This window comes from Methylocystis sp., assembly GCF_051061225.1.
Classification (GTDB): Bacteria; Pseudomonadota; Alphaproteobacteria; order Rhizobiales; family Beijerinckiaceae; genus Methylocystis.
In genome coordinates this window covers 1-12,420 of the sequence record NZ_JBPFEB010000041.1, presented here as the reverse complement: position 1 = coordinate 12,420, position 12,420 = coordinate 1, and the positions used below count along the sequence as shown (strand labels likewise).

Below are 12,420 nucleotides of genomic sequence, written 5' to 3'. Positions count from 1 at the left end.
CCGATCCCGCCGACCCTCCGGCGCCGTGGACGGCCGCCAAAAAGCGGAGGCGCCGATCGAGACATAGGCTGATCGCCATGCCCGCCAGACTGGGGAATTTTACTTAGGCACTTCTGGGGAATTTAAAATCGGCATTTACAGCCAGCTCGGCAAACGCTTTGGCGACGATGCCTACGCCATGGAAGAGCTTGTCGCCGAGCTCGGTGCCGCGTTCTTGTGCGCCGATCTGGGCATCACCGACGAGCCTCGCGCCGATCACGCGCAGTATCTCGACAGCTGGCTTCAGGTCCTGAAGGCCGACAAGAAGGCCATATTCGCCGCCGCCTCAAAGGCGTCGGAGGCCGTCGCGTTTCTGACTGGCTTGCAGAGCGCGTGAGCGTCCCTGCTATCGGCTCCTGGCCGCCATGCGTCGTCGCCAAGCACGCGAACGCCTCTCGGCTCCGACCAAGCTGGACCAGGCGTCTCGAAAACCGGTGAATAGAGTCATGCAAAAAATAAGTTGAATTTGCAAAAGTGTGGCCGTACTATCGGCTCCTGCTGAAGGAGCCGAAATGATTCGAGCCGATGAAGAGGTGGTCCGCAAGACATTGCAGCGCCACGAAGGAACGATTTTGCAGGCGTTCCAAGGGGGATGGGACGATTTTCGTGCTCTCCCCTTGGGCGGACGCCTCCTTTTTCCTGCGCGCACGCGAGCTTGTCTCGTTCATGATTTCGTAGTCCAGCGCGCGATTACGGCGTGGGACGGTGATCCAACCGTCCGTGTCATTCGCCGCGACGAGACAGTGAAATTCGTCGTTGCTGATCAAGTGCTGCTTCGGTTCAAAAAGGCCGATGATCGAGGCCTGGGATCGAATATCCCAACCCAGGCATCAATGGAGTTTGTCGAACAACAGCACGAATTGCCCGGGATACCGAACGTTCATAAGGTCGAGGTGGTTTACGTGCTGAACCGCTTTCAGACCCAGATCGATCGCGTTGTTGTCGTCGCTCGTGACGGGGATGAGCGGCTCTGGGATTATGTGGTGATGCCTGAAACGACGGCCGAGGTTGTTCCGCTGCCACTGATCGCTGCCGCCGAGCCGGATCGCGGTGCGCGGGTCAAACTTCGTAAGGCTGAAGACAACACCAAGAAAGAGAATGGCGAATAAGCCGTGGAAACCGTGGGAAATGCCAACATGCTGCGCATTGCGCGGCAGCTGAGAGGACTCCAGCAGGGCGAAGCCGCCGCGCGGCTCGGCATCAGCCAGGCTATGCTATCGCGGTTTGAAAATCAGCTCGCTAATCTCGTGGATGACATTCTCGACCGAGCTGCGAAGGCCTACGATCTTCCGCGCTCTTTCTTTTTGCAGACGGACCCCGTTCTCGGGGCTCCCGTCAGCGTGCATCCGATGTGGCGCAAAAAGTCGAACGTCGCGGCGCGGGAAATGGATCAGATCGTTGCCGAAGTCAATTTACGTCTGATGCATTTGCGCCGCCTGCTTCAAGCAGTCGAAGTTGAGGCCACGCAAGAACTCCCGAAGCTGCCGATTGATGAATTCAAGGGCAATGCAGAGCGCATCGCCGGCTTGGTACGTGCGCAATGGCAAATGCCAGTTGGTCCGGTGCGCAATTTGACCCGTATTCTCGAAGCTGCCGGGATAATTGTCGTGCATTCGACGCTCGGCGGTTCCGCGGTCGACGGTGCGACCTTTCGCGCGCCGGGCCTTCCCCCTCTTGTTGTGCTCAATATTGAGCAGCCCGCAGACCGCATGCGCTTTACACTCGCGCATGAGCTCGGCCATCTCGTGATGCACCATAGCCAGCCCACTCAGAATATGGAACAGGAAGCAAACGAATTTGCCAGTGCCTTTTTGATGCCGACACGCGATATTCGCCCTTACTTCACGCGTCGCATCGACCTGAGATTGCTCGCGGAGCTGAAGCCGGTTTGGCGGGTGTCAATGGCTTCCCTATTGATGCGGGCGCGCTCAATCGGTCTGCTCGCCTACAATCAGGAACGTTACCTTTGGCAGCAATTCAGTATGGCAAAGATTCGTCAGAGTGAGCCGCCAGAGCTGGACTTTCCGGCCGAAGCGCCAACAGTCCTTCCTGACCTTCTCGACGCACATATTCGTCAGCTCGGTTATACGATCGCGGATCTCGGAAGTTTGTTGCATATGCAACCGCCCGATTTGGCGTCACTCTATGGGCTGACCTTGTTGCAGGAAGCGAAAGCTCCCCATCTACGTCTCGTTAAATAGCGGTGTCCTCTTTCGGTAAGGATGGACGGAATATGTCGAATGAAAAACTAATCGGTAAGAGCGGGATGGCTCAAGACGGTTTTAGCTCTGCCAACCTTCAGAGAGGGCTGAGTTCAGCAAACTTGCAAACGGCGCTCAAAAAGCCTTCTCCGCCTCCCGCGCCCGCTAATTCACCTCCGACACAGCCGAACGTCTCTCCGGGCACGGCTAAAAAGTGACGGAGGCAACGGATCTCGCATCGGCGATCGGCCAGTGCGTTGGGGCTGCCGCAGCAGTTCTCGGTCTCGGATTCATAGGATGGCAAGTCAAGGAGGCTCGGAAGACCTCGGACATTCAGTCGCTTCAAGCCTTTCTGCGGGATACGAAAGAACATGAGCATGCTCTTCTTGAAGCAAAGACCGTGGAAGCGAAGGACCAGTCTTTCATCGAGCTCCTGAATTTTCTGGAAGCATACGCTGCCGCAATAAACGGGGGTCTCTTTCCAAAAATCACTCGCGACATCGTTCGAGAAAAACTAATCGACTCCATCGCCGTGATCACCGAATCCGATGCGTGGCACGTTAAGCTAGCGGAGGCGGTCACCAGCGAGTCGACATTTCAGTGCCTGAGACAATTCATGCGCAAGGAGAAGGCAGCAATTAATGCCGTCATAAGCGCACGGGCGTCCCTCACCCGGCCGTAAGAACGTGAGACCGACGGCTAAGGCCCCTGCCCTTCTCGAAATTCCGCTTTCGCGTCTCTCGAATAGTCTCTTCCGTCCGTGGGACAAACGCGCTTGTTCCGCCACGTTTCCGCACATTTCTGGCACGGCACTACGGCAGCGGGCGGCCAGGCTTCCCCCCGTGTCTCGACCGCCCCTAGCGCCGCCTAACGGTCGCAGGGTGTTTTCCGGCTCCGTCAGGTCCTTTCATGACCCGAGGCCATGCCATGCAGACAACCCCTCACTATCCCCGGTTCAACCGACGCGGCGCTCGTCCTCAAAACGGAACGGTGACCCCCTACGGGCTGCCCCCATTACGGCCATGGTGCTGAAGCGCTTTTGACCGCTTCGCTCGATCCGCCCCAGTGACCGAACGGGCGACGAGGCTGCCAGCCTGGCGACCTCAAAACCCGAAAGGACACATCATGAAGAAGAAGACCGAGACCACCACTCCCAACCGCCCGACGCACCGCGTCTATGCGGTCAAAAAGACCGGGGATGACAAAGGCCACTGGACCGAGATCGGCGCAGCCTGGGCGCAACAGGACGGGAAAGGCTTCAACCTGAAGCTCGAATTCCTGCCGATCGCAGGAGCCGAGATCGTCATCCGCGAACCTCGCGCCGAGGGAGGCCGCTAATGACCGACGCCACCCTCACCATCCGTCGCTTGAACGACAGCCTCCGCCGCTCAGTGAGCGGCGGAGGCAAGCGCCTCATCACATCCGGCATAGCCGCCCTGCCCGGTGTTGTAACCTGACGTCTGGAAATTTTTCTGAGATTTGCGCTGCGCGCCCTGGCTGGGGCGTCCCCGGCCAAGGCTATCCCCCTTTGGTATTCCATGGAGTTGCGAAACACTATGGAGATCCAAGAATGGACAAGCGGCACGATACGGCGCTCGACGGTCTGATGGAACATCAGCGCCGCATAGGCGGTAGTCTCGTCCTCGAACCGTGGCGTCTGGCATTGCCCGCGGGAGCCACTGCGACCCCATTGCTTCAAGAGTAGGACGGCCTCGAAGAGATCCGGCAGGACACCGAAGCGGTGGAAGCGGCGGATGTTGCGCCGGGGGTCGATGCGGTGAAGGAGGAAGGCGGATTCCCGGAGCTGCGATAAGCCACGGAAGTCTTTCGACATGGGCCGTCCAGGGCAGAAAGGAATGGAGGGGTGGGACAAATCTCCACTCAAATCAAGAAAACATCTTAAGTTGTCCGCGTGCAACCGTTCCCGTCCGGCTGGTTTTGGCGGCCAGGAGGTTGCCCGAGAGGCGGTTAAGTTGTTCGCGTGCAACTGATGCATTGAGGCGCGTCGATGACAGGCCGGCGGTCTTGACGAACCGAGGCCGTTCCTGGGAAGTTAAGTTATCCCCCCGCAACCGAACGATTCGAATCATAACCGCACAATAATCGCAAGAACGGTTTGCGTCGCAGCAGAGCTTGTTAATACTTCATTAATAAAAAATTTCTTGCCGCTTCGAGAGAATCAGTGATTACTCTGTGATCAGCGCATTTTCGAGCAAACAGCTCAAAATTCCGCAGATTCAGGGACCCAAATGCCAGCGACGACAATCCTTCGGCAAAGCAGCTCCAGCGATTTGCGGTCGCTAATCAATGCGGACGCTGCCGAGCTCTCCACGCGCCTTCGGGCCCAGCAGGTTCGGGATTTCCCGCCTGCGGCGCAAAAGACCATTCGTCGATTTTCCCCTTCGGAAGCCGCCAGGTTTATTGGAATCCATGAAGGCTATTTGCGTCAACTCGTGGCCGAAGGGAAGGGGCCACCTGCCCAGCCAAACAATCGACGAACCTATTCGATCGAGGACATTGAAACGCTTCGCTACGATCTCGATCGAAGCGGCAAGGGATCGCGACGTTATGTCCCGTGCCGGAAAGACGGCGAAGCCCTGCAAGTTATCTCCGTCATGAACTTCAAGGGTGGCAGCGGCAAAACGACTACCGCCGCGCATCTCGCCGAATTCCTCGCGTTTCGCGGGTATCGCGTACTGGCCATCGATCTCGATCCGCAGGCGAGCCTTTCGACTTTGTTCGGTCATCAGCCCGAGCTCGACGTCGGCGAGAACGAAACGATTTACGGAGCGATCCGGTACGATGACGAACGCAGGGAAATGGCGGAGATTGTTCAGGCGACGTATATCCCGAGCCTCCACATCGTTCCGGGGCAACTCGAACTCATGGAGTTCGAGCATGAGACGCCAAAGTTCTTGGTGGAGCATAAGAATTCCGGTTCTCTCTTCTTCGCGCGCATCGGAGAAGCGCTCGCTCAAGTCGGCGACGCGTACGACGTCGTAGTGATCGACTGCCCGCCGCAGCTCGGCTTTCTGACGCTGTCTGCGCTCTGCGCCGCGACAGCGGTTCTGATCACGGTCCATCCGCAGATGCTCGACGTAATGTCGATGTCCCAGTTCCTGAACATGACCGGAGGGCTGCTCGACGTTGTCGCAGATGCCGGAGGCACCACGGAATATGATTGGATGCGATACCTCGTCACCCGTTACGAGCCGAGTGACGGGCCTCAGACAACGATGGTCGGGCTTATGCGCTCGATCTTCGGATCGCGTGTGTTGACGCATCCAATGGTGAAGAGTACGGCGATTGCCGACGCGGGTTTGACGAAACAAACCCTGTATGAAGTCGAGCGACAACAGTTCACTCGCGGCACTTATGATCGCGCGATTGAGGCGCTGGATCTCGTCAACGGGGAAATCGAAGGCCTCATCAAACACGTTTGGGGGAGGGCCTGAGATGGCGCGGAAGATCAGCTTCGAACTTACCCCAGAAGAAATGCCAACGCCTGAGACGGCTACGGGGACGCCAGCGCCGAAGGCGAATCGCCCGCTTCTTGGCCTCGAACGCACGATCAAGCAGTCCAGCGCGCTCGGCGCGATTTCCCAGTCCCTCGGCGGCATCTCCGAAAAGGTGAAGCGGGCCGAGGAGATTGAACAGAAGCTCATCGAAGGGCAGGTGATCGTCGACCTTGAACCGAGCTTCGTCGACGCATCATTCATACGCGACCGCATGGACGCGACAGAAGAACTGAATGCCGCATTTCGGGAGATGATCCGCGAACATGGACAGGCCGTTCCAATTCTTGTTCGTCCACATCCCCAGCTGCCGGACCGCTACGAGGTCGCTTTCGGTCATCGACGGTTGCGCGCTGCGCGAGAGCTTGGGATCAAAGTTCGAGCTGTTGTTCGTGAACTGACGGATGAGCAGCTAGTCATTGCGCAGGGTCAGGAAAACAGCGGTCGCACGGACCTTACTTTCATTGAGCGCGCTCGCTTCGCTGCCCGACTTGAGGAGCGGAAATTTACACGCGAAACGATTATGGCCGCGCTCGGTGTCGACAAGGCCGCATTATCGCGCCTCATTAGCATTGCGACTCGCGTACCCGCTCCACTCATCGAAGCAGTGGGGCCTGCCCCGGGATTCGGTCGTGTGCGCTGGCAAGAACTAATGGAGCTCCTCGACGAAGGAGAGAACCGTATTCGTGCTCAAGAGATCGTCACGAAGGCATCGTTTGCAGATCTCGACACCGACAAGCGGTTTGAAGCATTGTACAACGGATTGCGGGTCAGAGAAACCCGCGCTCGACCGGAAACATGGAGCGCGGAAGACGGAACGCGTGCAGCGCGCGTCATGCGCACTGGCAAAAAACTGACGCTGACATTCGACGATAGAGCGGCACCGCAGTTCGGCGACTTTGTCCGAGAAAGGCTGCAGGCCCTCTACGACGAGTACAAGGCAGGCGGAAGCTAGGCGGTCTAACTATTCCATTCGGGCGGCCCAAACCGCCCGTTTCGAGGCTCCCCGCAACTAAATTGGAGAACACGAGCAAAAGAAAAAGGCCCCCGAAACGTCACCGTCCCGGAAGCCCTTCTCGTAACTAGCACTTCGAGATTCTCACTTCCGCGAATCACTGTCAAGAGTTGGCGCCGTTTCGGCGAGCAGATTTCTTTTGCCTGAACGAGGCAAAAGGTCATGCAGACACATATAACGACGCCCTTCGGGCGGCGGTCGTTGTCGCTCGCCATGGTGGCAAGCCAGGCGGCCGCGAAAGACTTCGCGGAACGCCCCGGCGCGGTGGAGGCCGTCGTCCATAAATGGCGGCTGTTCCGAGCGCTGACCGAAGCGAAGGGCCCGCTCGGCGTCTCGGATCGAGCGCTCTCGGTCCTGCACGCGCTCCTGAGCTTTCACCAGGAGACGGCGCTGACGCTGCCCCGCGTGGAGAAGAAGGGCAGGGCGCCAAGCGATGGCGCAACTGTAGGCGGCGCCGTAAAAGATGGCGCATTCGGAGCCGAGGGATCGGGAATCATCGTGTTCCCGTCGAATCGGGAGCTGTCGATCCGCGCCCATGGCATGGCGCCGGCGACGCTGCGGCGGCATTTGGCCTGCCTCGTCGACGCCGGGCTGATCATCCGCCGTGACTCCGCCAACGGCAAGCGCTTCGCCCGGAGAGGGCAGGGGGGAGCGATCGAGGACGCCTTCGGCTTCGACCTCACCCCGCTTGTCGCGCGCGCCGAAGAGATCGAGAACCTCGCCGGAGAGGTGCGGGCCGAGAACCGGGCGATGGCGCTGCTGCGTGAAAAGATCACGCTGACGCGACGCGACATCGCGAAGATGATCGAAATGGCCTTGGAAGAAACCATTCCCGGCGACTGGGAGGAGCGCCACATGCGTTATGCGGCGCTCTCCGGGCGCTATGCGCGCAATCTTTCACGAGCCGATCTGGAGGCTTTGGCAGCCGATTTGACGACGCTTGCGACCGAAATCCGTAACCTACTGGAAAATTTTGCTAAAATCGAAAATAAGAGCGCCAATGAGTCTCAGAATGAGCCCCACATACAGAATCAAACCACAAATAATTATGATCTTGAACCTAGCCTCCAACAAGGCAGGGCCGAACCGCCCGGGCCTACGGGCGACAATGCGGAAGCCGTTAGGGCAGGGGATTTGGAAGCTGAGCGACTTGAGCCCAAAACGCCCGACCACCCGCCGCCAACGCCCAGAACCTATCCGTTGGGGATGGTGCTGCAAGCTTGTCCGGATATCGTCGATTACGCCAAGGGGGGCGAGATTTCATCCTGGCGCGATCTCGCGACGGCGGCTGCGACCGTGCGTTCGGCGCTCGGCGTCTCGCCTGACGCTTGGGCTCAGGCCTTCGACGCCATGGGCGAGCATGACGCCGCCATCGTCATTGCCGCGATCCTCCAGCGCGGGGAGGAAATCAGATCCGCTGGCGGCTATCTGCGCGTTCTGACCGCCAAGGCGCGGGCAGGGGAGTTTTCGCTGGGGCCTGTGCTGATGGCGCTATTGCGCGGCAAGGCTGCAAAAGCGGCGCGAGAGCGGAAGAGGGCAGGGTGATGGCGGGAGCGTTTCGCCCACAAGCTTGGGACTGGAATTACCCCCTTAATGGTGGCATCTCAGCTTATGGAAAAGCGGCGGCCGACCTATGATCTCGACGCCATCAAGCAGGCGATCGGATCGGTTGATCGGTTGGACGTCTATGATGTGCCGATGCGTGGATTGCTGCTCTGTGTGAAATTTCAGGCGGATGTGCTGACCGAGTTCACGATCGTCTTGTTTAAGGAAAAGTGAGTGATGGCCACGAAAGACGAGGCGCTTCCCGAGACGATGCTTTCTCCTGAAACCGGAGGGACGCTGACGCGCGGCGTCCGCCCGTTTACAGTCGCCTACAAGGGCGAAAGCGTCCCGATCGGCAAGGACATGGCGATCGTCGACCAGGCGCTGCGCGGTCTCAAGGGGAAGGCGGACGGCGTGCCGTCGCGCGAAACGATCCACCGCCTGCGCGGCAAGCTTCAGCTGTCTCAGCGGGAGGCGCGCGCTCTATTCAAGGTCGGCGAGAACGCCTTCGACAAATATGAGCGGGGCCTGGTCGAGCCGAGCGGCCCGACGATCCAGCTGATGGCGCTCCTCGACCGCCATCCAGAGCTCGCGAGGGAGTTGAAATGATCGCTCACAGCCCGGCGGCCTTGGTGAGATTTACCTTGAAGCGGTCGCGTTTGCGCTGATAGCGGCGGGTCATTTCCGCCGAGGCGTGGCCGAGGTGCCGTTGCACATGACCTTCCTCGATCTGCGCCGAGGAGGCGAGGCCGGCGCGCAAGGAGTGGCCGGAAAAGGCGCGACGCCGTTCGCCTTCGGGGAGATCGCCGCGCAGGCCAGCCGCGAGCGCGCACTTTTGCACGAGGCGGGCGACATGCTTGTCCGAGAGCCGCTCGGCGGAGACGCCGCCATTCTTGCGGGCGAGGGGCCGGAACACAGGACCCCGCGTGATCCTTCCGAGGTTGAGCCACGTCTCGAGCATGGCGACAGGGCAGGTGAGGGGAGATGAGCCGCGGCCGATCTCGACCTCCCGCCAGCCGGTCTTGCCGTTGAGGGTCAAGAGCAGGCCGCCGCCGTTCTGGTCGGCGCCGACGATCTCGATCCAGCCAGTTCCGTCGTCGGTCTGCTCCGGGCCGCAATCCAGGCCGACGATCTCCGAGCGGCGCAGGCCGCCGGCGAAACCCATGGCGAGGATGGCCTTGTCGCGCAGGCCGCGCAGGTCGTTGTCCAGGACCCCCAGCATGGCCAGAAGCTCGTCGGCGAAGATCGCCTCCTTCTGGACCGGCGGGCGTCCGTGCGCGCGGCGGATGCCGGCCAACACGGTAGCGATATGGGGATCGCCCGTGTCCAGCAGGCGGCCGAGCTGGCGATAGCGCCAGCAGATGCCGGAGAGCCGGCGCTCCAGCGAGGAAACAGACAACGGCGGCCGGCCCGGCCCGCCCTCGACGCAGGCGGCGAGATAGAGGCCGACGGTCTGCGGGTCCGGGGGCAGGGGGTCGAGGCCCTGGCGGCGCAGCCAGGAGGCGAACTGACGCCAGTCGGCGTCATACGCCCGCTGCGTGTTTTCCGAGCGGGCGTTGCGGGCGTAGTCGCGGGCCTTTTCCGAGAGGGCCGCGAGATGGGGGGCGGGCTCGGCGAGCGCCCTGCCGCCGGTGTTATCCCCGTCGGGTTTAGCCATTGTTGTCCTCGCTTGCGCCGCCGCGGGCCGCGCCTGGGGTTCAAAAATCCGACGCCTCGGCCCGCCATGGGCGGACAAAAAGGCGCTTCGTGGCCCACTATAGCAGGAGTTTCTTTGTGTGTCCGATAAGCGCACATTATCGGACATGGACAGAAGACGACAGGTCCGGCGGTTTTTGCGAAACATCGCATGATAAAGCGCCGCTGCTGGCTAGAAATCCTCCCATGGAAATCGTCGGTTCGCGCGGTGATCTCGACCACGCCTCTGGCGCCAAGGCCGCCCTGAAACGGCGCGGCCAAGGCCGGCGGGCGGAGTGTCTCCTGCTGATAAAGCGATTGTGACTCAGTCATTTCCGAATTGGGCGCGGCTGCGCGGCGCAGAGCCAAACGGCGCTATTTGCAGGCGCTGTGATTGCCGCCAACAACAGCGCTTTTGTAAGGAGCTTTTGCGTCAACGCCTCCGCAATCAACGCGGGAAATTTTGGCGCTCTGGGTTCTCGCCTTCGCGAGCCTGCTCGGGTGGTCTCGCTTGCTGGCAGCCGACAATCATATATTCAAGTATCAGTTAAGATCGGAGGTCAGGTCTTCAATGGCTTCAGCTGATGCTTGGGCCCATAGCCAAGCTTCTCCAAGCGGTCGGGCGCCGGTCGGCGTATCGTGCTGGTCTCGCTCATGACGCCTTACCTGCGCGTGCGAATTAATGCCAAGCTATCCGCTCTAGCGGCAATAGCTCAACAGTGATGGCCTATTTGCGCGCGCACGAAAAAAACCCGGCGACACGGCGCCGGGTCGATTTTAACAGAGAAGGAACCAGTTGCTGACGCTGGTTCGCCATAGAACCGCCGAGGATGCGGCTTGTTCCACTAACCTGGCCGCCCTGAGCTACTTAGGGCAGCGGCGATGGCTGCTCGTGTAACCGCAAGACCAACGGCAAAAGGCGGTGTCAGCGCCACACGCGTCCTGGCAGGCTAACCAGTCCTCGATGCATAACCGCTTATCTTATGGCTTTCTGCGCCGCTTGGGCAAAGGAACCGCTGGGAAAGGGTTGCCGCCCTCTCATCAGCGGCGAGGGACGGATCGGAAAACCGCGGATCGTTCGACGGGTCGAGCTAGAGTTTGATCGCCCCCGTCTTTTCCTTTGGACTGCCATCTCGCAATTTGTCGCAATCCATTCCCATTGATTTCCAACGATTTCCTTGGATGGCCGGCGATTCCCTGCGACATGGATGCCACATGAGAGTGTGCTAAAAAGCTCCCCATCTCCCGCCGCTCGCCCTGCTGCGGCCTTTAAGGGAGGGACCAATGGCCACCTATGCCCCGGAACCCGACACATCCCCGATGGCATGCATACGGTGCTTGGACATCGCCGAGCGCTGGTTGACGGCGTGCAGCTCGACTGTTTGCGTCCCGAGGATCGACGCTTTCGCTAACTTCTCAGACGACAGGTTGGCGGATATGTGCATTTCGAGATGGCGCCTGGACCAACCTCAAGGCGATGATAACGACTTAACTTGGCTTGAAGCGCATGAAGCGAGCCGGGATTTGCTTGTCTGGGCGTTTTCCACACACCGGGCTTTCGCCATCCAAGAGCCACACGGGGGCTAAGCATGATCCGCGCGCTCCTGTCGCAGACTCCGTGGTCGGCTACATCCTCATCGCCGTGGTCCTCGGCGGGGCAGTCCTGGTGCTGCGCTACCTTTGACCCGCTCTGGCCTACTGAGGGCCGCCGCCCTAAGTCACAGCCTGCGGCGTGGGCAAGAGGGTTTCGACATGACGCACAACGATTCAGGCAAGCCGGGAAAAGAGCGAGACAAATACGGAGGCGTGGTCGAGTTCGACGTGGCCTTGACGCCCAGCGTGATCATCTGCGGTGCAGCCGGGGCTGTCCTTGGGGCTATCTTGGCAACGTGGGGAACAACTGAAATCCCCATTATCATCGCGACGGTCATCGTATTCGCGGTGCTCTCGGGCATTTTTGGCTTCTTTGTCCCCTGGTATAAGCCCCGGTGACACGATCTGGCCTGGCCCATCCATGGCGGCACCGTCTCTCATCTCTCGGGTGACCCATCAAAGGGATTTCTCGTTCCAGCCCGGTGGCCCAACCGGGCTTTCTTTTTTGGCCGTAGCCATCAGCAGCAAAACGCCCCGGCGCTACATCCGGCTCGCCGGAACGGTTTTGGCCATTTGGGCATTATCGCTGGAAGATGGCTCGCGTGCTCGCTCTCCTCATAGCCCTCTCCGCCTTGAGCGGGATGCTTTTTGGCGTGGCCCCGAAGAGGCCGGGCGCCCAAGAGGGGCTCCCGCCTAGCTGTCACTTCTGATCAGGTTGTTCCGAGGAGAGCCTGAGTGGGCGGTCGTCGGTTTAGGGCCGAATGAGGCCTGCGGTCATTATACCACGAGAGCCATCGGTCGAGATCGGCGGCGCGCGCATCGGATGATTTGAAAGGAA

The 12,420-nt window shown here is 60.1% G+C and carries 12 protein-coding genes and 2 pseudogenes; 11 read left to right on the top strand and 3 right to left on the bottom strand.

Annotation, left to right across the window (positions count from 1 at the left end):
* Positions 1-145 precede the first annotated feature (145 nt).
* The 5 genes and pseudogenes from ACR652_RS08550 to ACR652_RS08530 all read left to right on the top strand — a co-directional run.
* A pseudogene (locus ACR652_RS08550) lies at positions 146-376 on the top strand (zincin-like metallopeptidase domain-containing protein); the annotation flags it as partial.
* 175 nt (positions 377-551) lie between these two features.
* Positions 552-1,148 carry a hypothetical protein gene (locus ACR652_RS08545; protein ID WP_434506090.1) on the top strand — a complete coding sequence of 199 codons (597 nt, stop codon included), beginning with the start codon at positions 552-554 and terminating at the stop codon, positions 1,146-1,148.
* Positions 1,149-1,175: 27 nt separating this feature from the next.
* The gene (locus ACR652_RS08540; protein WP_434506089.1) at positions 1,176-2,240 is read left to right on the top strand and encodes an XRE family transcriptional regulator; all 1,065 of its coding nucleotides are present in this window, start codon (positions 1,176-1,178) and stop codon (positions 2,238-2,240) included.
* Positions 2,241-2,454: 214 nt separating this feature from the next.
* The gene (locus tag ACR652_RS08535; protein ID WP_434506088.1) at positions 2,455-2,922 is read left to right on the top strand and encodes a hypothetical protein; all 468 of its coding nucleotides are present in this window, start codon (positions 2,455-2,457) and stop codon (positions 2,920-2,922) included.
* 443 nt (positions 2,923-3,365) lie between these two features.
* Positions 3,366-3,578 carry a hypothetical protein gene (locus tag ACR652_RS08530; RefSeq protein WP_434506087.1) on the top strand — a complete coding sequence of 71 codons (213 nt, stop codon included), beginning with the start codon at positions 3,366-3,368 and terminating at the stop codon, positions 3,576-3,578.
* A 292-nt stretch (positions 3,579-3,870) separates the two neighbouring features.
* On the opposite strand, the pseudogene ACR652_RS08525 reads toward ACR652_RS08530, so the two are convergent.
* Positions 3,871-4,074 (bottom strand): annotated as a pseudogene (locus ACR652_RS08525) (WGR domain-containing protein); the annotation flags it as partial.
* Between the two features lie 415 nt (positions 4,075-4,489).
* Between ACR652_RS08525 and repA the strand changes: the two are divergent.
* The 5 genes from repA to ACR652_RS08500 all read left to right on the top strand — a co-directional run bounded on the left by repA (position 4,490) and on the right by ACR652_RS08500 (position 8,924).
* Positions 4,490-5,695 (top strand): plasmid partitioning protein RepA, encoded by a 1,206-nt coding sequence (gene repA / locus ACR652_RS08520; RefSeq protein WP_434506086.1) that lies wholly within the window; start codon positions 4,490-4,492, stop codon positions 5,693-5,695.
* Between the two features lies 1 nt (position 5,696).
* Positions 5,697-6,710 (top strand): plasmid partitioning protein RepB, encoded by a 1,014-nt coding sequence (gene repB, locus ACR652_RS08515; RefSeq protein ID WP_434506085.1) that lies wholly within the window; start codon positions 5,697-5,699, stop codon positions 6,708-6,710.
* A gap of 222 nt (positions 6,711-6,932) precedes the next feature.
* Positions 6,933-8,315 carry a plasmid replication protein RepC gene (gene repC / locus ACR652_RS08510; protein WP_434506084.1) on the top strand — a complete coding sequence of 461 codons (1,383 nt, stop codon included), beginning with the start codon at positions 6,933-6,935 and terminating at the stop codon, positions 8,313-8,315.
* Positions 8,316-8,363: 48 nt separating this feature from the next.
* Entirely contained in the window at positions 8,364-8,549 is a 186-nt protein-coding gene (locus tag ACR652_RS08505) for a hypothetical protein (RefSeq protein WP_434506083.1), read from the top strand.
* A gap of 3 nt (positions 8,550-8,552) precedes the next feature.
* Positions 8,553-8,924 (top strand): type II TA system antitoxin MqsA family protein, encoded by a 372-nt coding sequence (locus ACR652_RS08500; protein WP_434506082.1) that lies wholly within the window; start codon positions 8,553-8,555, stop codon positions 8,922-8,924.
* Between the two features lie 4 nt (positions 8,925-8,928).
* Here the strand turns inward: ACR652_RS08500 and ACR652_RS08495 are convergent, their stop codons facing one another.
* On the bottom strand, positions 8,929-9,972 hold the full coding sequence (locus ACR652_RS08495) for a tyrosine-type recombinase/integrase (RefSeq protein ID WP_434506081.1): 1,044 nt from the start codon (positions 9,970-9,972) through the stop codon (positions 8,929-8,931).
* A 1,769-nt stretch (positions 9,973-11,741) separates the two neighbouring features.
* On the opposite strand from ACR652_RS08495, the gene ACR652_RS08490 reads away from it, so the two are divergent.
* A complete protein-coding gene (locus ACR652_RS08490) occupies positions 11,742-11,981 on the top strand; it encodes a hypothetical protein (RefSeq protein ID WP_434506080.1) in 240 nt (79 codons plus the stop codon).
* Positions 11,982-12,292: 311 nt separating this feature from the next.
* Here the strand turns inward: ACR652_RS08490 and ACR652_RS08485 are convergent.
* Positions 12,293-12,420: integrase core domain-containing protein (locus tag ACR652_RS08485; RefSeq protein WP_434506079.1), on the bottom strand; the 128-nt coding region annotated here is incomplete at its 5' end.